This is a genomic window from Rhodococcus sp. WS3 (genome assembly GCF_003797085.1).
Taxonomy (GTDB): domain Bacteria; phylum Actinomycetota; class Actinomycetes; order Mycobacteriales; family Mycobacteriaceae; genus Rhodococcus_F; species Rhodococcus_F globerula.
The window spans coordinates 1,503,855-1,524,910 of record NZ_RKMA01000001.1; the positions used below are offsets into that span (position 1 = coordinate 1,503,855).

Annotated in this window: 19 protein-coding genes; 7 read left to right on the forward strand and 12 right to left on the reverse strand. The window is 62.5% G+C overall.

Going from position 1 to position 21,056, the window contains the following annotated elements; genetic code table 11:
* Positions 1-9 precede the first annotated feature (9 nt).
* The 3 genes from EEB13_RS06945 to EEB13_RS06955 all read right to left on the reverse strand — a co-directional run bounded on the left by EEB13_RS06945 (position 10) and on the right by EEB13_RS06955 (position 2,239).
* Positions 10-792 carry an SDR family oxidoreductase gene (locus EEB13_RS06945; protein WP_141484893.1) on the reverse strand — a complete coding sequence of 261 codons (783 nt, stop codon included), beginning with the start codon at positions 790-792 and terminating at the stop codon, positions 10-12.
* Positions 785-1,495 (reverse strand): lysoplasmalogenase family protein, encoded by a 711-nt coding sequence (locus EEB13_RS06950; protein ID WP_033235670.1) that lies wholly within the window; start codon positions 1,493-1,495, stop codon positions 785-787. Before EEB13_RS06950 ends, EEB13_RS06945 begins: the two co-directional genes overlap by 8 nt.
* Before the next feature lie 63 nt (positions 1,496-1,558).
* Positions 1,559-2,239: a lysophospholipid acyltransferase family protein gene (locus EEB13_RS06955; RefSeq protein ID WP_033235671.1), complete on the reverse strand. Its 681-nt coding sequence runs from the start codon at positions 2,237-2,239 to the stop codon at positions 1,559-1,561.
* A 64-nt stretch (positions 2,240-2,303) separates the two neighbouring features.
* Here EEB13_RS06955 and EEB13_RS06960 point away from each other — a divergent pair, with 64 nt between their 5' ends.
* Together EEB13_RS06960 and EEB13_RS06965 are read left to right on the forward strand one after the other, a co-directional pair.
* On the forward strand, positions 2,304-2,858 hold the full coding sequence (locus EEB13_RS06960) for a TetR/AcrR family transcriptional regulator (protein ID WP_141484894.1): 555 nt from the start codon (positions 2,304-2,306) through the stop codon (positions 2,856-2,858).
* 63 nt (positions 2,859-2,921) lie between these two features.
* Positions 2,922-3,371 carry a MarR family winged helix-turn-helix transcriptional regulator gene (locus tag EEB13_RS06965; RefSeq protein WP_033235673.1) on the forward strand — a complete coding sequence of 150 codons (450 nt, stop codon included), beginning with the start codon at positions 2,922-2,924 and terminating at the stop codon, positions 3,369-3,371.
* A gap of 43 nt (positions 3,372-3,414) precedes the next feature.
* On the opposite strand, the gene pyrE is transcribed toward EEB13_RS06965, so the two are convergent.
* From pyrE to clpB, 5 genes are all read right to left on the reverse strand, one after another.
* Entirely contained in the window at positions 3,415-3,948 is a 534-nt protein-coding gene (gene pyrE, locus EEB13_RS06970; protein ID WP_141484895.1) for an orotate phosphoribosyltransferase, read from the reverse strand.
* 56 nt (positions 3,949-4,004) lie between these two features.
* On the reverse strand, positions 4,005-4,805 hold the full coding sequence (locus tag EEB13_RS06975) for an SDR family NAD(P)-dependent oxidoreductase (RefSeq protein ID WP_141484896.1): 801 nt from the start codon (positions 4,803-4,805) through the stop codon (positions 4,005-4,007).
* Between the two features lie 49 nt (positions 4,806-4,854).
* The gene (locus EEB13_RS06980; protein ID WP_242484653.1) at positions 4,855-5,784 is read right to left on the reverse strand and encodes a hypothetical protein; all 930 of its coding nucleotides are present in this window, start codon (positions 5,782-5,784) and stop codon (positions 4,855-4,857) included.
* Between the two features lie 145 nt (positions 5,785-5,929).
* Positions 5,930-6,826, reverse strand: a complete 897-nt coding sequence (locus EEB13_RS06985; RefSeq protein WP_242484608.1) for a hypothetical protein — start codon at positions 6,824-6,826, stop codon at positions 5,930-5,932.
* 189 nt (positions 6,827-7,015) lie between these two features.
* Positions 7,016-9,568, reverse strand: a complete 2,553-nt coding sequence (gene clpB, locus EEB13_RS06990; protein WP_033235677.1) for an ATP-dependent chaperone ClpB — start codon at positions 9,566-9,568, stop codon at positions 7,016-7,018.
* Positions 9,569-9,792: 224 nt separating this feature from the next.
* Here clpB and EEB13_RS06995 point away from each other — a divergent pair, with 224 nt between their 5' ends.
* Positions 9,793-10,971 carry an FAD-binding oxidoreductase gene (locus EEB13_RS06995; protein ID WP_233364085.1) on the forward strand — a complete coding sequence of 393 codons (1,179 nt, stop codon included), beginning with the start codon at positions 9,793-9,795 and terminating at the stop codon, positions 10,969-10,971.
* A gap of 16 nt (positions 10,972-10,987) precedes the next feature.
* The gene (locus tag EEB13_RS07000) at positions 10,988-11,734 is read left to right on the forward strand and encodes an FAD-binding oxidoreductase (protein ID WP_033235678.1); all 747 of its coding nucleotides are present in this window, start codon (positions 10,988-10,990) and stop codon (positions 11,732-11,734) included.
* A 3-nt stretch (positions 11,735-11,737) separates the two neighbouring features.
* On the opposite strand, the gene EEB13_RS07005 is transcribed toward EEB13_RS07000, so the two are convergent.
* Positions 11,738-12,898 carry a globin domain-containing protein gene (locus EEB13_RS07005; protein ID WP_033235679.1) on the reverse strand — a complete coding sequence of 387 codons (1,161 nt, stop codon included), beginning with the start codon at positions 12,896-12,898 and terminating at the stop codon, positions 11,738-11,740.
* 236 nt (positions 12,899-13,134) lie between these two features.
* Between EEB13_RS07005 and EEB13_RS07010 the strand changes: the two genes are divergently transcribed.
* Positions 13,135-14,319, forward strand: a complete 1,185-nt coding sequence (locus tag EEB13_RS07010) for a nitric oxide synthase oxygenase (RefSeq protein ID WP_141484897.1) — start codon at positions 13,135-13,137, stop codon at positions 14,317-14,319.
* Positions 14,320-14,325: 6 nt separating this feature from the next.
* Here the strand turns inward: EEB13_RS07010 and EEB13_RS07015 are convergent, their stop codons facing one another.
* Both EEB13_RS07015 and EEB13_RS07020 read right to left on the reverse strand, forming a co-directional pair.
* Complete coding sequence (locus tag EEB13_RS07015; protein WP_033235823.1) at positions 14,326-15,708, reverse strand: CitMHS family transporter; 1,383 nt, start codon at positions 15,706-15,708, stop codon at positions 14,326-14,328.
* 95 nt (positions 15,709-15,803) lie between these two features.
* Positions 15,804-16,844, reverse strand: coding sequence for a Bug family tripartite tricarboxylate transporter substrate binding protein (locus EEB13_RS07020; protein WP_095886828.1), 1,041 nt, complete (start codon positions 16,842-16,844; stop codon positions 15,804-15,806).
* Positions 16,845-16,957: 113 nt separating this feature from the next.
* Here EEB13_RS07020 and EEB13_RS07025 point away from each other — a divergent pair, with 113 nt between their 5' ends.
* Positions 16,958-18,601: a sensor histidine kinase gene (locus EEB13_RS07025; RefSeq protein ID WP_261984458.1), complete on the forward strand. Its 1,644-nt coding sequence runs from the start codon at positions 16,958-16,960 to the stop codon at positions 18,599-18,601.
* Positions 18,598-19,266, forward strand: a complete 669-nt coding sequence (locus EEB13_RS07030; protein WP_141484898.1) for a response regulator — start codon at positions 18,598-18,600, stop codon at positions 19,264-19,266. Before EEB13_RS07025 ends, EEB13_RS07030 begins: the two co-directional genes overlap by 4 nt.
* 154 nt (positions 19,267-19,420) lie before the next feature.
* On the opposite strand, the gene EEB13_RS07035 is transcribed toward EEB13_RS07030, so the two are convergent.
* A complete protein-coding gene (locus tag EEB13_RS07035) occupies positions 19,421-20,995 on the reverse strand; it encodes an AMP-binding protein (RefSeq protein ID WP_033235685.1) in 1,575 nt (524 codons plus the stop codon).
* Between the last annotated feature and the right edge of the window lie 61 nt (positions 20,996-21,056).

Sequence of the window (21,056 nt, forward strand, 5' to 3'; positions counted from 1 at the left end):
CGAGTTCGATTACGTTCCGGTTAAACGTTTGTTCGTCAACCTCGACAACCACGCAGGCGAGAACCGCGACGCGGCAAGAAGCACTTTCGCTTGCCCTCCCACCGGATAATGAACCTTGGGCATGCGTCCGGCGCCGCGCGTCGCATCCCAGAGTTCCTGCGCGACTTCCGTTGCAGTGAGCTTGATTCCAAGCGATCGCGTCGAACCGGTATCCATTCCGGTGACCATGGCCGTCTGCACGAAGAGAGGCCACAGTGCAATCACTCGGATGTCGTGTTCGGCCCATTCGAGGTCGAGTGCCTCTGTCAGCCCCCGGACCGCAAACTTCGTGGCCCCGTATGTCGCCAGTTCGGGCTGTCCGTAGATAGCAGATGCCGAGCACATATTCACGACCTGAGCACCCGGCGTATCGCGCAGATACGGAAACGCCGTGTGTGTCCCATTGAGAACGCCGGTGACGTTGATATCGACCATGCGGCGATGCGCAGCAAGGGAAATACTCTCGAACTTCCCCGACGACAGAACACCGGCGTTGTTGACCAGGATGTCGAGTCGACCCGACGCACCGACAAAGTGAGCCAACTGCGTCGACCACTGCTCCGGGTCCGTCACGTCGAGTGCGCCGGTCACGGCCACACCCCCGAACCCGTTGATCTCGGCGGCCAGAGCCGTCAACCCGGACTCGTCGATGTCATAGCAGCCAACCCGATAACCCTTGCGCGCAAACAACAACGCGGCCTCACGGCCGATTCCCGACGCCGCCCCGGTGATGAAGATGCTCCGCTCAGGCATTTTTGCGACCGAGAGCAAGCATTCCCTCGACAAGCATCAACTGAGCAGCCGCATACGACGCCAGAATCACGCCCTCAGCGGCCGCGCGGCCGGCCTTGCCGCGAATGAACAAGCGTCGCACCACAATCAGACCGTCGGATGCGGTGAACAGCACGCCGCCCACACCCAGCCAGGATCGCCGCTCCTCGCCAGGCACCACCACGTCCAGCACCGTCTTCGCCCCCGGCGACAAAGCCGGATCTGCGGACAACGTCGACGTGGTTCCCAGCAGCAATCCGTACGCGGTCAACGGCATCGAGACCTCGGGAGCTTTTGCACGCAGCAACCCGGAAGCCGTGGACCACCCGCTCATCCGAGGCTTGAGCGCAGCCCTCGTCGGCCTGGCACCACGACGCAACAGGAGCGCCGAATAGCTCGACTGCATGACGGCAAACGAAGACGCACCCTTCACCAGGCGAGCATCGTTATCCGGATCGATCATGAACACATCACCGATCGTTGCCGCAGCAAGACCTGCCAAGAGCAGCGCAGTATCGGCGGTGTCGGTCTCGGATCGCTTGCGCAGCACCCTGACCGCGAGCGACGGCGCAATCAACGGCTTGGCAATCTGCTGAACACGCTCGTTGCCGAGCACCGCCCCAGCCACCGTTGCCGCCGTTGCCGCCGCAAAAACCGCGTGCTCGATGCCCCACTTGCCTGCCATGCCCAGTCCTCCTGTTGGTTGCGCGCAGTTGGTTACGCGTCCAAGACGACCGTACTGGGTAATTCAGAGGGAATCACGAGATTTGACGTCAGCCCCGTACAGGTCGACGTATTCCTGCCCGGACTGCTCACACAGTGCCGCCATCAACTCGTCGGTTGCCGCGCGCACAACAGCCTGATGGGTCCGCAGTTCTCGGTAGCGGGAGAAGTCGATCGGCTTGCCAACACTGACGTGCACCTTGCTGAATCGCCACATCCTGGTGCCAGGCGGGTTCACCGCGTCGCCGCCGTGAACAACAACCGGGATAACGGGGACACCCGTTTCCAGCGCAACCCGGATCACCCCCGTTTTGCCTTTGTGCAGGCGACCGTCCGGCGATCGTGTTCCCTCGGGATAGATCGCCCACACACCACCCCGTTCGAGGATTCCGACGGCAGTATCCAGTGCGGCCCGCGAGGCGTCGGCGCCACTGCGGTCGATGGGAACTTGACCTGCGCCGCCGAAGAACCAGCGCTGCAACGCGCCCTTGATGCCGGAACCGGTGAAGTACTCGCTCTTGGCGACAAAGGTGATCCGTCGGCGCACTTTCAGAACCAGGAAGAACGAGTCGACGACAGCCCGGTGATTACCGGCAAGTATCACCGGCCCCTTTCGCGGGATGTTGCGGTGCCCCTCGATCGTGGGGCGTCCGAAGACCCACAGAACCGGTCCTATCAAGATGTACTTGAACAGTCGATACAGCACGCCAACACCCCAATCAGTGAGAGTAGACACTGTCTACCGTCCTAGATGGTAGACACTGTCTCCCATGTCTGCCACCACACTCCGCGACACCCTCGTCGCCACGGGCGTCGACATTCTCGACACCGACGGCCTCGCCGCCCTGACGTTACGAGAGATAACCCGTCGAGCCGGCGTGTCACACGGGGCGCCCAGACGCTATTTCCCGACACACAACAGCCTACTTGCGGCAATTGCCTCACAGGGCCTACGTGACTTGGGGGCAAGGCTCGCACCGATACTCGATGCACCCACGCCCGCGCGACACCGATTGATCTCTGCCGCAATCGAATACGTCGCTTTTGCGCAGGAGCGACCGGCGATGTTCGAGCTGATGTTCCGCCACGATCTACTCGAAGGCGCCGGCGCGAACCTCCGGGCAACGTCGCTTCCACTCTTCGAGGCTCTGCGGACTCTGGCCGAAGCAGACCAAGCCTCGGATCCGAACGCGACTGCACTGAAGATCTGGACGGGAACGCACGGAATTGCAGTGTTGGCCGCGAACCGCAGCCTGAGCCTCGTGACCCCAGACCTCGTCATCGAAGAATTGGTCAGGTCGACTGTGGTTGCACATCTCCCTTGAACGAATACCAACTGTCGCCAAAGACTCGTTTACACAATCATTACCTTATGGAAGGATTCGAACGTGCCCGATCAGGAACAGAGATTGCACGACCTACTGGTCGACTTGGTGAGCAATACCCATCGCTTCACAAAAATGGCGACGTCACTTGCTGCCGACCGTTACCCCCGGACCTGGCTCCGCGCATTGGCGTTGCTCGAGGAATACGGCGAAATGCGGATCAGCGACTTCGCCAAGATCGATCACTGCTCACAACCCTCCGCAACTGCGGTGATGCGCACACTCGGTGAGCGCGGGTTGGTCGAGCGGCGCCCGGATCCGGACGACGCCCGCGCCGTACTGGTCGCGATGACCGATGTGGGACGAAAGACCCTAGCCGACGGTCGACATGCCATCGCTGATGCCCTGATTCCGCATTTTGCGGACCTCGAACCCGAGCAGATCGAACGCCTGACCGTGGGGTTGGCCGAGCTGCGATCGATGATCACGTCGGCAAGGCCTTCGGCCCTGTGAGCCTTTCCGGTAGCGCGAACTACCAGAAAGGCGCACGGGGGCGCTAGCCCAAGTTGAGATCGTCCAGGCCCAGAAGCGAGCGGTATTCCACGCCCTCTGCACCGATTACGGCGTCGGCGCCGGTCGCGCGATCCACCACGGTTGCCACACCGACCACGATGGCGCCCGCTTCACGAAGTGCCTTCACCGCGGTGAGCGGAGAGTTGCCCGTGGTCGTGGTGTCCTCGACAACCAGAACACGCTTGCCGACCACATCGGGTCCCTCGATCTGACGCTGCATTCCGTGGGCCTTGGCAGCCTTGCGGACGACAAACGCGTCGATCGGACGGCCGGGCGCGTGCATCACTGCCATCGCGACCGGGTCTGCACCCATCGTCAAACCGCCCACAGCGTCGAAATCCCAGTCTGCAACAAGTTCACGCAGCAGTGAGCCGATCAACGGCCCTGCCTTGTGGTGAAGCGTCGCGCGGCGAAGATCCACGTAGTAGTCGGCTTCCTTGCCCGAAGACAACGTCACCGTTCCGTGCACAACAGCCAGTTCGCGCACCAGCGCAGCCAAATCCTCACGATCGCTCATGAGTGCTCAGCCTACCGACCACAGCGCCGAGGCAATAATCTCCGCGCGACCTGTATCTACGTCCTACCCCGCCCACGTCCGACAAGGTTGGTCATCTTACGAACCAAGCCCTTCGGAACCAGACGCCCGGCAGTGGTGAGGATCTTGTACTGAATCCCGGGAATGCTGATGACCTTGTTGTCGCCGAGGTCCTTCATCGACGTCGCGACCACCTGATCGACGCTCAACCACATCGGCTTCGGGATCGATGACATTTCGATTCCGGCTCGCTCGTGAAACTCGGTGCGGATGAACCCCGGGCACAGCGCTTGAACCCGAACGCCGGTTCCGGCCAGGCCGCCGGACAAACCTTCGGTGAACGAGATCACATACGCCTTGCTGGCCGAATACGTCGAACCGCGCCCGGACAGCAATCCCGCCACACTTGCGACATTGACGATGGTTCCGTTCGCCGACGCGATCATGCTGGGCAACGCCGCACGGGTCAGGCGCATGACGGCGGTGACGTTGACGTCGAGTTGAGCTTGCAGAAGTGCTGGATCAGCGGTCCAGAATTCACCGGAGGTACCGAACCCGGCGTTGTTGACCAGAACGTCGACGCCGCGGGCCAATCGGTCGGCGACCGCGTCACGGCCAGATTCCGTGGCGAGGTCGGACACCAGAATTTCGGATTCGGTACCGAACATCGCGGACAGCTCGGAGGCAAGATCACGCAATCTCACTTCGTCCCGTGCAACAAGCACCAGGTCGTAGCCGATCGACGCATATTTCTTGGCAAACCCGGCACCCAGACCTGAGGTGGGACCGGTGACCAGGGCTACAGGACGCGCAGGGCGATCCGAGTTCGATGACGACATACCGGCCACGCTAGTGCGTCAGGCCTCGAAAGGTGGGCTTACACGCGGCTCAATCGACAGGGCGTACGGTTCCCGAGCGCTGTGTGCCGGGGTTGGGTTTCGGCGTGGTCGACGGGGCGGGAAACTCCCGGCGGGGCAATTCCGGGGCGGTTCGACGGGGCACGTCCGACTCCTCGCGACGCTGCGACTCTGGAGCCTCTCGACGCTGCGACTCCGGAGCCTCCCGGCGTGGTGCCTGCTGCGCGCCACGAACGACCGGCGGTGCCTGCGGTGCACTACGAACGGCCTGCGGCGCTTCGCGGTTCAGCGGTGCATCGGATTTGTCGCTGCGGGGGCGGGGCCGGGTCGGGTCGTGATCGACTTCGAGTTCACGCGGATCCGTGACGGGAGGGAGTACGTGCAGGATGCCGGACAGCCGTGCGACAGCTTCGATGGCAGCATCCCAATCGCGGCCGGTGCTCGAGACCGGAAGGGAGCCGAGGGTCCAGCGACCTTCGCTCCACAGCATGCTGATTGCCGGGGGTACTGATTCGGTGAAGGCGACCATGCGCTGGTCACAGACCCGGCGAGCGATTTCGAGGTCGGTTGCAAACACGACGCGCGGACCGATTGCGCCCAGGAGATTGAGGTCGCCGTCCTTGGGCGGTGCCGTCGATTTGAGCCGTAGATCAATGTCGACGTCAGACCCGACTTCGCGTCGAACCGCCACGATGGTTGCTGTTTCCTCGAGGTCGAAGAGCACAAACTGCTCACCACGTCTTGTGCCACGCACAACATCGGTTGCGGTCAGGTAGTCCTGCTTGGCCATCGCTGCGCGATGCCACTCGCCGGCAAGCTGATCATCAGCACCGGTGTACGTGTAGCCCTGCGCTTTTGCCCAAATCTGACGTACGCGGCCGGATTGATCACGTCTTGTTCTATCGACGTACAGAAGCGCACCCGCGCCTGCGAGTGCCACTAATGCGAGTCCGAACCACATTCCAGTCATCACAGCCAGCCTAGCGACTTCCGACGACAACCTCCCGCAACACCCCGAGAACTGTCACCTGATCGGTGTGGCGGCGTTACCTTCGGTGCGGCGAAACCCCTCGATCCAAGTCTCATAAGCGCGACGACACGCTGGCTCAGTTGCCGAACGACGGCAATGAAGTATCGAGAATCGTCTTTGCGGTCATCGTGCCGTTCTCCACCGGGGTGCCGTCGACGACGATGTTGTCACCCGGTTGCAGGTCAGCAACAGATGATCGGTTGAACGCGATCAGCGTCGTCTCAGGTGTGGTGAGAATGGTGGTCTGAGATCCACCGATCGAGTTGATGACCAGGGTGCCGCCGTCATTGGACACCACTGTGCCGACAGCTCCGCCGGCTTGGCCGATGACATCACCGAGTCCGCCAGGCAGGTTTTCGAGCGGCGAGGATGTAGGCGACGGCGCAGGTGCGGTGGTCGTAGGTTTGGGCGTCGTCGGCGCCACCGTGCTGGTGGGCGGAACAAATGCCGTCTGCGTTCCCGATTCACCCGAGGAACCGAACAACGAAATCCCGATGATCGCGACGACGGCAACCAGGATGCCGACAACTCCCGCCGCGATCCAGGTCCCGAGCTTGCGTCGCTTCCCACCATCCGGCGACCCACTGTCCAAGAATGGTTGCTCCGGCGGCACCCCGCCGCCACTTCCGCCGCCAACCGGATACTGCTGAGTCTGTCCGTACTGCTGCGTCTGCCCGTACTGCTGCGTCTGCCCGTACTGCTGCGCGTTGTATGTCGGGTACGCCTGCGTCGCGCCGGGCGGTGGGGCTTGCGGATCGAACTGCGGGTTATAGGGCGGAAACGCCTGCGTCGGGTTGGGCTGACCCTGCTGGCCCTGCTGGTTCGGCTGACCCAGGTACTCGGTGTTCTGATCCGGCCCACCGTAGGGGTACTGCTGTGGGTTCTGGTACTGCTCGGGGTTCTGGTACTGCTCGGGAATCTCGAAATGCTCGGTCGGCTGGTCCGACTTACGCGGATCGTTCTGATCAGTCATTCCTGGCCACCTTCATTTCGGACGTACGGGTGCGCACATCTGCCGTACGAGCATCCAGCCGTTCAGCGTAGACAAAAACAACGTCGACAAAACCAGCGTCGACAAAACCAGGGTAGAGAAAACGCGAATGCCCCGCCGATCCGCATGGATCGACGGGGCATTGCAGTTACCGCATCAGCGGCAGAACGGTCAGGACAGAACCAGCTGGTCCGCGTCCTCGCTGACACCCACGTTCACGGTGTCTCCGTCCTGGACTTTGCCGGCCAGGAGCAGTTTGGCGAGCTGGTCGCCGATCGACTGCTGGACGAGTCGACGCAGTGGCCGAGCGCCGTACAGCGGGTCGTAGCCGCGCACCGCGAGCCACATCCGAGCCGCCCCGTTCACCTCGAGGGTGAGTCGACGCGCAGCCAGACGCTTCTGCAGCTGCTCGAGCTGGATGTCCACGATGTGCTCCAACTGCTCTTCGGAGAGCGAGTCGAAGATGACCACGTCGTCGAGACGGTTGATGAACTCGGGCTTGAACGCGTGGCGTACCGCGTCCATGACCTGCTCGCGTGTTCCACCGGATCCCAGGTTGGAGGTCAGGATCAGGATGGTGTTGCGGAAGTCCACCGTGCGGCCTTGACCGTCGGTGAGTCGGCCTTCGTCGAGCACTGCGAGCAGGACGTCGAACACGTCGGGGTGTGCCTTTTCGACCTCGTCGAAGAGGACCACCGAGTACGGGCGTCGCCGAACTGCTTCGGTGAGCTGGCCGCCGGCTTCGTAACCGACGTATCCCGGAGGGGCACCGACGAGTCGGGCCACCGAGTGCTTCTCACCGTATTCGCTCATGTCGATGCGGATCATCGCGCGCTCGTCGTCGAAGAGGAAGTCCGCCAAGGCTTTGGCGAGCTCCGTCTTACCGACGCCGGTCGGGCCGAGGAACAGGAACGAACCGGTGGGCCGATTGGGGTCGGCGACACCTGCTCGGGCGCGGCGAACCGCATCCGAGACGGCGACGACGGCATCAGTCTGTCCGACGACGCGCTTGCCGAGTTCGGACTCCATTCGGAGCAGCTTCTCGGTTTCGCCTTCCAGCATTCGGCCGGCCGGAATGCCGGTCCAGGCTGCGACCACGTCTGCGACGTCGTCCGGACCGACCTCTTCCTTGAGCATCACGTCGCCGTCGGAGGCGGCGCCGGAAGCCTCTGCTGCGGCTTCCAGTTCCTTCTCCAACGCGGGGATGCGGCCGTAGCGCAGCTCGGCTGCCTTGCCCAGATCGCCGTCACGCTCAGCGCGTTCGGACTCTCCTCGCAGGGATTCGAGCTGTTCCTTGAGCACGCGCACCGAGTCGATGGCCTGCTTCTCGTTCTGCCAGCGAGTACTGAGCTGACTGAGCTTCTCGCGGTCGTCGGCAAGTTCTTGGCGCAACTTCTCGAGCCGCGCCTTCGACGCGTCGTCGGTTTCCTTCTCGAGTGCCACTTCCTCGATCTCGAGTCGGCGGACGGTACGTTCCACCTCGTCGATCTCGACGGGACGCGAGTCGATCTCCATGCGCAGACGCGACGCTGCTTCGTCGACGAGGTCGATGGCCTTGTCCGGCAGGAACCGCGACGTGATGTAGCGGTCGGACAGCGAAGCGGCTGCTACCAGCGCGGAGTCGGTGATGCGCACGCCGTGGTGCACTTCGTAGCGCTCCTTGAGGCCGCGCAGGATGCCTACGGTGTCCTCGACCGAGGGCTCACCGACGAGTACCTGCTGGAAGCGACGCTCGAGTGCGGCGTCCTTCTCGATGTACTTGCGGTATTCCTCGAGCGTGGTGGCACCGACCAGCCGCAGCTCACCGCGGGCGAGCATCGGCTTGATCATGTTGCCTGCGTCCATCGCGGATTCACCGGTGGCTCCGGCGCCGACGATGGTGTGCAGCTCGTCGATGAAGGTGATGACCTGTCCGGCGCTGTTCTTGATGTCGTCGAGAACTGCCTTGAGGCGCTCCTCGAACTCACCGCGATACTTGGCACCGGCCACCATGGACCCGAGGTCCAGGGAGATGACGGTCTTTCCGCGCAGCGATTCCGGGACGTCACCCGCGACGATGCGTTGGGCAAGGCCCTCCACGATCGCGGTTTTGCCGACGCCTGGCTCACCGATGAGTACCGGGTTGTTCTTGGTGCGACGCGAGAGCACCTGCACGACACGTCGAATCTCGGTGTCGCGGCCGATCACCGGGTCTAGCTTGCCGCTGCGTGCGGCTTCGGTGAGGTCGGTGGAGTACTTTTCCAGCGCTTGGTAGGTGCCTTCCGGCTCCGGGCTGGTGACACGCGCGCTCCCGCGAACTGTGGTGAACGCCTCACGCAGCGCGATTGGTGTCGCACCGTGATTCTTCAGCAGGGTCGCGACGTCGGAATCACCGTCGGCAAGTCCGTACAGCACGTGCTCGGTGGAGACGTACTCGTCGTCCATCTCGGTGGCGAGGTGCTGCGCGGAGGTCAGCGCCGCGAGTGCTTCACGCCCGAGCTGGGGCGTGGAGCTCGCACCGGTGGTTTTCGGCAGGCGATCCACCATGCTCTGAGCTTCGCGATGCACGACGGTGGGATCGACGCCCACTGCTTTGAGCAGCGGGCCCGCGATGCCGTCGGTTTGGTCGAGGAGTGCGACCAGCAGGTGTGCCGGTCGAATGTCGGGGTTACCCGCCGACGACGCCGACTGCAGTGCAGCCGTCATCGCAGCCTGGGTCTTGGTTGTTGGTGTGAACGAGTCCACTTGTCACCTTTCTGGCCGGGCTCCGGTCGCCACAAGCGCGTCGAAGTCGAAGTTGTGGGCCGCTCCGGGTGGTGGTGCGGCCGTGTCAATATGCTCAACGCGGACAAACTTGAGTCTATTCCGCTCAAGTTTGATTTGGCCAGGCGGGTTCGCCATCGTTTGTAACAATTCGAGCCGTACTAGAATTGGGACGAGAGTTGCAGCTGTTGCGAAAGGGGTGTCGATTGGATCCGACGGTGATCGCCCGCCTGCAATCCAGCCTCGACGCTCTGGCCGACGACGACGACTCTCGCGCCCACTTTTCAGCTCTGTTCTACACGGCCCTTTTTGCCGAACATCCTCTGTACCGCTCATTGTTCCCGGCCGGGATGGAATCCCAAGGCCACAGGTTTGTCACCGCTATCGAATTTGTCGTGAAGAACCTGCCGCAGCAGCGCAGGATCCGGAAATTCCTGACTCAACTCGGCCTCGACCATCGTCGCTACGGTGTCGAACGCGAGCACTACCGGGCTGCCGGAGTTGCGATGAGGCGCGCCGTGAAATCGATGCACGGGACCAGCGCCCACAGCCGGTACAAGTGGACACCCGAACTCGAAGAGGCCTGGTCCGAGTTCACCGAGTTCGTCGTGAGCACGATGGCGGAAGGCGCCGAGTCCGATACAACCCCGGCGCTGTGGGGCGGAACCGTCGTCAGCCACGAACGGGTGCTCGACGATCTTGCGATAGTGCGCCTCGAAACCGACCCGCCCATTCCGTACGGCGCTGGTCAGTACGTCGGGGTGCAGGTACCCCAACGCCCCCGAATGTGGCGGTACTACTCCCCCGCCATTCCGACCAATCCCTTCGGCCAACTCGAGTTCCACGTCCGCAAGGTCTCGGGCGGCTGGGTGAGCCCGGCAATCGTCACTGAGACCAATGTCGGCGACCAATGGGTCATGTCCACTCCGCTCGGCGGTCTGGAAGTGGACTTCACACACGACCGTGACGTCCTGATGATCGGTTCGGGCACCGGGATCGCGCCGCTGCGCGCTCAGGTGATGGAAATGTCTCAGCGAGCGCAGAATCCGCGTGTTCATCTTTTTGTCGGCGGACGCTACCCGTGTGATCTCTACGATCTCGAGACCTTGTGGCACATTTCGCTCAGCAACCCGTGGCTGACCGTCGTACCGGTGTCCGAGGAAGCCGAGAATCCGTGGTGGCACAGCGGGCCGGCACTCGAGCCGCCATTCGGTATGCATTCACGCCTGACCGGCCCTATCGGTCGGGTCGTTGCGCGGTTCGGTTCGTGGGCGGACCGTCAGATCCAGATCTCGGGGTCACCGTCGATGATCAAGACCACGATCTACGCGTTGCGGGCCGGTGGCACTCCGATCGACCAGATCCTGCACGACCCGCTCTACTGACTTTCAGGAGACATCCATGACTTCACGATCCTGGACCAGCACTGTCGTCGAACATCACCGCCTGCGTGAGGATCTGGCCGTGGTTCGCCTGATCGGCGACGTCGTGCCGTTCCGGCCGGGTCAATACGTGGATGTGAGCGTGCCGCAGAATGCCCGCTTGCTTCGCCGGCTGTCCCCCGCGCTGCCACCGTCGCAGGACGGGAAGCTCGAGTTCCACGTCAAGACGGTTCCCGGCGGTTGGGTGAGCGGTGCGATAGTCAAGGACACTCAACCCGGCGACATGTGGACGATCATCGATCCGCGCGGCAATCTTGCCGTCGACGAGAACGGTCCGCCCGTCATCATGATCGCGGGCGGAACCGGTTTGGCGCCGATGCGGTCGATCATCCTCGATCTGGCCCAGTCGCCGAATCCGCCGCTGGTCTACCTGTTTTTCGGCGGTCGAACGCTTCGCGATCTGTACGCGGCAGACATGCTGTGGATACTCGCCCACGAACTGCCGTGGTTGCAACCGATTCCCGTCGTCGAAGATCTCACGGACGCCGGCCCACCCGACGGCTGGGCCGACAGGCTCGGCGTCGACATCGGTTTCGGCGAGGATCATCTGGTGGAGGGAACGCTTGCCGACGTCGTCTCGTCGTACGGGGCCTTCACCGAGCACCAGGTGTTGGTGTGTGGGTCGGCTGCGATGGTGCGTTCGACGCGAGATCGGCTGATTGCGACGGGAACTCCGGCCGAGGCCATAAGCTTCGACCCTTACTGACGGTCAGTACGTGGGATCACTGCGGACGGTCGCGGCGTCGATGCCGACGGCCCGGAGCCGGAATTTGGTGCTGTTCACGACGGATTCGTTGCCGACGACTTGGATGTCGCATCCCGCCCAGTTCCCGAACGATGTGACGACCTTGCCGACTTTTCCGGTCATGCGCTTCGGCATTCCGATCGGTGACAGCGGTTCTGTCTCGGTGTGCCACCACGGATTGGTGTCGTCTTCCGAGACCGGGACGATGGTGAGCCAGGGATGTCGCTCGGCGAGGGCCCACAGATGTGGGAGGTCGTACAGATCGCACGGATGCGCACCGGAGTAGAACAAGTGAACCTTGCGAGTATTGCCGCGACGGATCAGTTCCAGGATCTGTGCGCGCAGCGGTGCAACGCCGGTTCCCGACGCGATCATCAGTAAGTCTTTGGTGTTCTCCGGAATTCCGAGACCGCCGATCGGTGACCCGATCACCCAGATGTCTCCGACGGTGGTCTGCGTGACCATTGCGGGGCTGACCCAGCCGCCGGTTACCTGACGGATGTGGAACTCGATGATTCCCGATCCGTCCGGCGGATTGGCCGGGGAAAGGTATCGCCACATCCGGGGCCGCGCGCCAACCTGCACACTGACGTATTGACCGGGTCGGTAGTCCATGGGCTGATCGAGTTGGAGTCGCACGATCGCGACTCCTCTGATCGCGGTGCGCGTCTCGATTACCGTGGCGCTCCAGGCGGGCGGTCCGTCTTCTGCGTTTGCCGCGTCCATCATGGCTGCGGAGATGACAGCCAAGGCGTTGCGCCAGGCGCTGTCGACCTCGTCGGTCCACATCTCGGCGCCGCCGAACAGTTCGAAGGCTTCGATCATCGAATTGCCGACGGCTTGGTAATGCTCGTCCGTTACACCGTATTTGCGATGATCGCGGCCCAATTGCGCGAGATATTCAAGAATTTCGTCGGTCTCGTCGAGTCGTTCGACAACGTAAGCTATCGCCGTGAACAGACGGTCACGCTGCACGTCCATTGCAGCCGGAAAGAACTCGCGTGTCTCCGGTGAGCGCGCGAACAGCAGCGAATAGAAGGTCCGGGCAAGCCGCTCCGGGCCGCCTTCTTCAGCGACGATGGACTTGAAGCTCGACCGGACCAGAGAAATTGCTTGCGAATCCACGCTTATCCTCGTCCCGATTTTTCGCGGCAGACCAGCCGCAAACTTTCCGAGGGGAGCTTATGTCACAAATGTCCAACTCGTAAATGTTTGGCCATATATGTCACACGTCACGTCGATTTTTTCGGTACGCCCGTCCCTTTTTCACTGGGGGGTGCAAAATAAGCAAGGGTTTCGACACGCTCGACAGTTGAGCTAACGTCCAGCGAAATCCGAACCAGCCAAACAGGAGTCGTGCCGTGGATATTGTTCGACCGGATGCATTGCCAACAGGTAGCGCTCCTTCAACTCCGCTCGCATCACATCCTCCGGTGCCTACCGATCTTCAACGCCGCGAACTCGAGTGCGTGGAGTTCTTCGACTCTCCGGAACTGAGCCACCTGCCGACGTCGAGAAGACACGAAGCGCTACGGGAACTGCATCGGACCGGAACGTACACCCACACCGCCGAAGAACTTCTGGTCGGAGCCAAACTCGCGTGGCGCAACCACGCACGGTGCGTCGGACGCGCACATTGGCGCACCCTCAAGCTCATAGACGCCCGCGATGCCGTCACCGCATACGCACTGGCGGAAGCCTGTTGGGAACACCTGCGACTCTCGACCAACGGCGGCGCACTCCAGTCCGTCGTCACCGTCGGACCACTTCCCCGCGAGGACGGGCAGGAGTACCGCATCCTCAGCCCGCAACTGATCCGCTACGCCGGCTACCGGCAGCCGGACGGCACAATTCTGGGCGACCCGTGGCACGTCGACCTGACAGAACAGGTTACGTCGATGGGGTGGAAGGGCGCCGGAACGCCGTTCGACGTTCTACCCCTGCTCATTTCGGTTCCGGACGAACCACTGCAGTACTTCGACGTGCCTGCAGACCTTGTCCTCGAGGTACCCATCGAGCATCCCGACTACCCGTGGTTCGCTGACCTGGGCCTTAAATGGCACGCCGTTCCGGCAGTCTCGGACATGAATCTCGATATCGGCGGAATCGTCTACCCCTGCACTCCGTTCAGCGGTTGGTACGTCAGTACCGAAGTGGGCGCACGCAACTTCAGCGACACCGATCGCTACAACATGCTTCCCGCCGTGGCAGCGCATTTGGAACTCGATACGAGCCACGACCGCACTCTGTGGAAGGACCGTGCTCTGGTCGAATTGAACCGCGCAGTTATTCACAGCTATCGCAAGGCCGGCGTCATCATGGTCGACCACCACACTGTCGCAAAACAATTCATCGACCACATCGCGCGCGAAGAGAAGGCGGGACGCAAGTGCCCGACGGACTGGTCCTGGGTGAACCCGCCGATGTCCAGTTCTCTCACTCCGACGTTCCATCGCCTCTACGACGAGCCAGATCTCTCGATCCGCCCCAACTTCGTGACGAAGAAAAAGGGCACCGACCAAGGTCGATGCCCCTTCCACACGTGATCACGCTCAGAACGGGATCTGCCCCAACGCAACTCCGACCACGAGCATCGTGATCGAGATGAGGCCGGCTCGCCACAGGACCTTCTTGTGGTGATCCGCCAAAGACACACCGGCTAACGTCACGAGCAGCAGAATCGCCGGGACCAGCGGGCTCTGCATGTGTACTGCCTGCCCGGTGATCGACGCCCGAGCCATCTCCACCGGCTCGATTCCGTACTGCGCCGCCGTCTCCGACAACACCGGCAGTACGCCGAAGTAGAAGGCGTCGTTGGTCATGAAGAACGTGAGCGGAATGCTCAGGACGCCGGTGATGACGGCCAGGTGGGAGCCCATCGCGTCGGGAATGACCTGCAGGAGCCATTCGGCCATTGCCTCGACCATGCCGGTGCCCTGAAAAACGCCGGTCAGCACAGCTGCCGCCAACACCATCGCGACAACGGACACGATGCTCGCCGAGTGCCGGGCAATCGCCTCACCCTGATCCTTGACGGCAGGGAAATTCACCGCGAGAGCGATCGACGACGCGATCATGAACAGCACCGGGATGGGAAGCACATCCATGACGAGAACAACCAGAAGGACAGTCGTCAGCGCGGCGTTGAACCACAGGAGCTTCGGCCGCAAAGTATCCCGCTTGGGGTCGAGGCCGTCGATGAAGCGTCCGGTGTCGCCGCCGTCGTCACTGTCGTCGGCATTGCCACTGTTATCACTGCCGGCGCTGGAAGTTCCTCCGTTTCCGACCTTTTCGAGGATGCGTTCAGAAGTGAGGACCAAAGTCCCGATCCGGCGACGCTCCATGATCCCGAGATGAACCGAAAACCCGAGCACCATGATCAATCCGACGATCAGCGACGGCACCATCGGAACAAAGACATCGGACGGCGAAAGTCCCAAGGCGCTGGCGGCCCGGACGGTGGGACCGCCCCACGGAATGATGTTCATCGTCGCGTTGGACAGCCCGGCGACCACTGTCAGCACAACCGGACTGACTCCGAGTTTGAGGTACAGCGGCAACATCGCGGACGTCACGATGATGAACGTCGTGGAACCGTCGCCGTCGAGGGAGACCACCATCGCCAGAACTGCGGTGCCGACCACCAATCGCATCGGGTCGTCACGCACCAACCGGAGAATGAACTTCACGAGCGGATCGAACAACCCGACGTCGATCATGATGCCGAAGAAGATGATCGCGAAGAACAAGAGCGCCGCGGTGGGGGCAAGCGATTTGATGCCGTCGGTGATCATGTCGCCGATCCCGAGGCCCGCTCCGGCAAGTAATCCGAAGGCCACGGGAACCAGTGTCAGCCCCACCACCGGTGTTGCACGTTTGGTGAGGATGAGAAACATGAACACCGCAACCATGAGGAAGCCGAGTGTGACGAGCATGGTGAGCTCCTTTGCGTACGGAACGAGGAGAAGAAGGCACAGCAAATCCAGCTGATGTCCTACTGAGGGTGAAACGAAACTTCGGTGTTGACGCCCTACCGGTCCAAAGTCGCAGCAACAAACCGGGATTGATCTTGCAGGAACTCGGAGAACTCGGGTTCCGTGAGAACTGCACTGTTCCAACCGTTTCGGCGGGAAAGCTCGTTCCATCGCGGGCTGGCCGTCAAGTCCGTCACCAGCGTCTGCAGACGCAGTCGCTGATCGTCGGTCAGCCCAGGCGGCGCCATGAGGCCTCGCCAGTTCGTGAAGGTGACGTCGACGCCCAGTTCAGCCAAGGTGGGCGCGTCCACCGCCGGCGAGCGCTGCGGTGAACTGACCGCAAGAACCCGAACCGTTCCTGCCGCAATCTGATCCAGGTATTCACCGAGACCGGTTGCCGCGACATCGACCTGCCCGGTCAATAGCGCTGGGAGCAGTTCACCGCCGCCGTCGTACGTGCGCGACGGGGACAGCGACGGATCGACGCCGACGGCCCGCGCCAGGAGAAGCCGGAACAGCCCGTCCGGTCCGCCTTCGCTCGAACCCCCGCCTATCGAGATCGACGACGGGTCTTGGGTCCACGCCGATGTCAGATCCGCCAGGGTTGTGAACGGCGAATCTGCCGGAACCAGAACAGCTTCCGGTTCGTCCATCAACCGTGCGATCGGTGTCGCGTCGGCAAGCGTGTGCTGGGACGGCAGAATTTCCACGGATCCGAGCACACCGAGCCCCATCACCATGAGGAGATCGGAGTTCCCCCGTTCGAGAACCAACCGGTTGAGTCCGACGATGCCACCCGATCCGGGCAGAACCACGACGTCGGCGGTGGCGGTTCCCTCGTCGGCAAGGGCTTGCACCATGGTTCGGGCGGTCAGGTCGTAACCGCCACCGGCAACCGACGGCACCAGGATGCGCAATTCCTCGGAACTGGCTCCTGCCTGGCCACCAGCGAGGAAGGACTCGACCGGAGTGCATCCGATCGCCGCCGCGAGAGCCATCGCGCAAGCAGCCAGCGGGGCGATACGCCTGCTCAGCCGCGTCGATGCACTCATGATGTTGCCCTTTCCTGCCTGGTTCGATGTGTGAACAGATTTCATACTGGCGCACTTTGTGACTGGAGTCACCATTGGGAACGCAAAGTGCTTTGTGCTCATTGTGCTCACAAACAGCCACTTTCCCGGCGCCCGACTACCGCGCTATGGTCTGGCAGGTGTCCACAGGAAACGCGCAGGCCGAACGCATACCGCTGCGCGCTCGCTTCCGCCGTCGACGACAGACATTGGCGACACAGCTACTCGAACTGCAACTCCTGATCGTCGTGGCGGTTCTTCTCTGCGTGACCGCACTCTCGCTTGCGCAGTCGTCGGCGAGTTTCCAGCGCGAGGAGGGGCGCCGCGCACTTTCGGCAGCAGAGTCGCTTGCCGCCAATCCGGCAGTGCGAGAACTACTCCCCGGGGCTCAGACCCGTATCCGCTCGGGGCTGCAGGGATCTGTCGATTCGGTGCGTGCAATCTCCGGTGTCACGTACGTGTCTCTTGCCGATGGAGAGGGCACCGTTGTCATTTCCACCCGCCCCGGCGATGTCGGCACTGCCGTGCCGCAGACTCAGGGCCGGTCCGAGACGGGACTGGTCGACACGTCCTCCGGCAAGGCCGTCGAAGCGCAGGTTCCGATTCTCGGCAACGAGGGTTCGATCATCGGCAGCGCCGTAGTCGGGATCGAGTACCCGTCGATCTGGACCCGCCTACTGCAGTCGGCGCCGAACCTCCTGGTGTATCTCGCAGTTGCTTCGGTGATCGGCGCAGTCGGCTCGATCCTGTTGGCCCGCAGGGTCAAACGGCAGACACTTGGCATGGAGCCCGGCGAGATCCTCGATCTTGTCCGCCACCGCGAGGCAATGCTGCGCGGCCTCAAGGAGGGAGTCATCGCCTTCGACGCGCAGGGGCGTGTAGTGCTGATGAGCGAGAGCGCCCACCAACTTCTCGACATCGCCTACGGCAGCGCGGGCAAATCCGTCCGAGATCTAGGACTCGACGATCGCTTGCAGAGCGTTCTGACCTCCGGGACAACGGAATCCGATCAGTTGGTTCTGGTCGGCGATCGGCTGCTAGTTCTCAACACCGTGCTCATCGAGTCCAAAGGCCGCACCATCGGGTCGGTCACCACGTTCCGTGATCGCACCGAATTGCGGGCTGTGGAGGAAGAACTCGACGTCACCAAAACCAGCACCGACGCACTGCGCGCTCACATTCACGAGTTCGACAATCAACTGCACACCATCTCCGGCCTCATCCAACTGGGCGAATACGACGAAGTTGTCGGCTACGTCGAAGGCTTGACCATGGAGCGGGCGCAGATCAGCGCGGCGGTCACCGACAAGATCGCCGATGTTGGCACCGCCGCGCTTGTCATTGCCAAGATCGGCGCGGCGGCACAGGGATTGGTGACCGTCGACTTGTCTGCCGATTCGCATCTGGGCACTCTCGAACGCGCGCTCGGGCGCGATGTGGCGACGGTGGTCGGAAACCTCGTCGACAATGCCGTCGATGCCGTCGCTGAAATGTCGGAGACGGAGCGGCGCACGGTTCGGTTGTCCATTCGCGGTTTGGGCGCCTCCGTCGAAGTGCGTGTCGAGGACGCCGGCCCCGGTGTCGCGCCCGAAAATCGAGAGCGGGTGTTCAGCCAGGGCTGGAGCACCAAGGGACAATCGAGCGACGGTCACGGATTCGGGTTGGCGTTGGTGCGCCTGACATGTCGGCGGCGCGGCGGTGACGTCTCCGTGAGCACTCACACTGCGGAGGGTCTCGAGTGGACCGTCTTCACCGCAGTCCTACATGACGGAGAGAGCGAATGATCCGAGTTCTGGTAGTCGACGACGACTTCATGGTCGCGCGTGTGCACAGCGGATTTGTTTCGCGGATAGACGGTTTCGAGGTATGCGGTGTTGCGCACTCCGCCGAGGCCGCGCTGGCTGCCGTCGGAGATTTGGTTCCCGATCTGGTGCTTCTCGACGTCCACCTGCCCGGAACAACAGGGCTCGATCTGATCGCTCCGTTCCGGGAACTGGTGCCCGAACTCGACGTTCTGGTGATCACCAGCGAGCGCGAGGCAGGCTCGGTGAAGAAGGCACTACGCAGCGGCGTCGTGCATTATCTGATGAAGCCGTTCACATTCGACGTTCTCCGTGACCGTCTCGAGCGGTACCGATCGACGTACGCGAACCTCGACAGCGCGGGTGAAGCCGAGCAGACCGCCGTCGACGAAGCGTTCGGTGTAGCCGGTGTTGTGGCAGCACCCCTGCCGAAGGGCCTGAGTCCCGAGACCCTGCAGTTGGTCGAGACCGCACTGCGCGGAGAAGCGGAACCTGTCTCGGCGACAGACATTTCCGAACGCGTCGGCATCTCGCGGGCAAGCGCGCGTCGCTACCTCGAGCACCTGTGCGCGAGCGGGCAGTCCACCACGTCCCTGAAGTACGGAGTGGTGGGCCGCCCGGAACGACGCTACGTCTGGAAACGCTGAGACCTGGACACGCTGAGGTCCGGAGACGCTGCGAGCTAGCACCCTTTTTGCGAAGTGAGCAGCCCTTGCATCCTGCTGCAGGGGCTGCTCACTCGAGGAAAACTGTGCTCACTCCTACTGCCAGCTCACTCCCACTGCCAGCTCACTCCTACGACTACACAGCGCGGTCGCTGGTCTCCCAGTACTGCGCACGCAGAGCCTTCTTGTCGAGCTTGCCGAGCGGTGTCAGCGGCAGGCTGTCCACGAAGTCGATGCTCTTGGGTGCGTGTACTGATCCCTTGGCCGCCTTCACCCGCTCGACCAGCTCTTCGGTACTGACGGTGAGCCCGCCGCGCAAAACCACGCACGCCTTGACGGCTTCGCCCCACTTGTCGTCCGGCACACCCACCACGGCCACGGACGCGACGGACGGGTGCGCGGAGATCACGTCCTCGATCTCTCGCGGGAACACGTTGAAACCGCCGGTCACGATCATGTCCTTCTTGCGATCGACGATGGACAGGAACCCGTCGACGTCCTTGCGCGCGATGTCGCCGGTGTGCAGCCAGCCACCGCGGAAGGCTTCTGCAGTCTCGGCGGGCTTCTTCCAGTACCCCTTCATGACCAACGGACCTCGGACGCAGATCTCACCGAGTTCGCCCTGCGGCACCTCGTTCAGATCGTCGTCGAGCAGCCGGACGTCGAGCCACGGCACCGGGCGGCCACACGTGGCAAGTCGGACCGGGTCGTCGGCGAGGTGCTCTTCCTTGCGGAGCACCGAGATGGTCATGCCGCACTCACTCTGACCGTAGAACTGGAAGAAGATCTGACCGAACTTCTTGATGCCTTCCTGCAAGCGGGCCGGTGACATCGCGGATGCGCCGTAGAAGAGCGTCTGCAGACTAGAGACGTCCCGCTTCTCGAAATCCGGATGGTCCATGAGCATGTAGATCATGGTGGGCACCAACATGGTTGCCGTGATCTTATACTTCTCGATCGCTTCGAGAACTGCTCCGGGCTCGAAGGCGGGCAGCACGATCAGCGCGCCGCCGCGCAGGAGCGTCGGAGTGAAGAACGCGGCACCGGCATGGGACAGCGGCGTGCAGATGAGGAAGCGATTCTCCTCGGGCCACTGCCATTCCGACATCTGGATCTGGTTGAGCGCCGCGCCCGAACGGAACGACCCGATAACACCTTTCGGCTTTCCGGTTGTGCCGCCGGTGTACACCATGCTGCTGGCGTCCTCGGCGTCGACGTGCGCGGCTTTGAGCGGCTTCGGCTCGAAAGTTGCCGCTAGAGCCAGAATGTCGATGCCGATCTCCGACGGGCCCATCGACAGGATCGTGGTCAACGACGGCGACGACGCCTTCAACTCGGCGGCCCTGTCCTCGAAAGCGTTGGGGTCGAAGATGAGGGTCTCGATCTCGGCGTCGTCGACGATGTACTTGTGGTCGTCGAGGGAGCCCATCGGATTGAGAGCGCTGGCGCGACAACCGGTGATCATGGTGGCGCCCATGCTGATGAGTACTTCGGGTCGATTCTTGGAGAGCATCGCCGTGCTGGTGCCCTGGGTGATTCCGAGCGACGCGAGTGCCTGGGCGAAGCAGCTGATCTGATCGCGCATCTGTCCGCCGGTGAGAACAACGTCGCCGATGTACAGCGCCGGCTTGTCGTGGTTCCGTTCGAGGGCGGTGATGAGCAGGTCCGGACCGTAAATCGGTCGGTGGAGGTCAGCAAACTCGTCTGTCATCTGGTCTTCCTTCTGCTTGGCCTGCCGTCATCGAGATGTGCTCCCGGTCACGAATACGTTA

Excerpts from the sequence above, each read along its gene's own strand:
- EEB13_RS06945 (WP_141484893.1), bottom strand. The coding sequence starts at position 792 with ATGCCTGAGCGGAGCATCTTCATCACCGGGGCGGCGTCGGGAATCGGC.
- EEB13_RS06950 (WP_033235670.1), bottom strand. The coding sequence starts at position 1,495 with ATGGCAGGCAAGTGGGGCATCGAGCACGCGGTTTTTGCGGCGGCAACG.
- EEB13_RS06960 (WP_141484894.1), top strand. The coding sequence starts at position 2,304 with ATGTCTGCCACCACACTCCGCGACACCCTCGTCGCCACGGGCGTCGAC.
- pyrE (WP_141484895.1), bottom strand. The coding sequence starts at position 3,948 with ATGAGCGATCGTGAGGATTTGGCTGCGCTGGTGCGCGAACTGGCTGTT.
- EEB13_RS06975 (WP_141484896.1), bottom strand. The coding sequence starts at position 4,805 with ATGTCGTCATCGAACTCGGATCGCCCTGCGCGTCCTGTAGCCCTGGTC.
- EEB13_RS06980 (WP_242484653.1), bottom strand. The coding sequence starts at position 5,784 with ATGTGGTTCGGACTCGCATTAGTGGCACTCGCAGGCGCGGGTGCGCTT.
- EEB13_RS06985 (WP_242484608.1), bottom strand. The coding sequence starts at position 6,826 with ATGACTGATCAGAACGATCCGCGTAAGTCGGACCAGCCGACCGAGCAT.
- EEB13_RS07000 (WP_033235678.1), top strand. The coding sequence starts at position 10,988 with ATGACTTCACGATCCTGGACCAGCACTGTCGTCGAACATCACCGCCTG.
- EEB13_RS07015 (WP_033235823.1), bottom strand. The coding sequence starts at position 15,708 with ATGCTCGTCACACTCGGCTTCCTCATGGTTGCGGTGTTCATGTTTCTC.
- EEB13_RS07020 (WP_095886828.1), bottom strand. The coding sequence starts at position 16,844 with ATGAAATCTGTTCACACATCGAACCAGGCAGGAAAGGGCAACATCATG.
- EEB13_RS07030 (WP_141484898.1), top strand. The coding sequence starts at position 18,598 with ATGATCCGAGTTCTGGTAGTCGACGACGACTTCATGGTCGCGCGTGTG.
- EEB13_RS07035 (WP_033235685.1), bottom strand. The coding sequence starts at position 20,995 with ATGACAGACGAGTTTGCTGACCTCCACCGACCGATTTACGGTCCGGAC.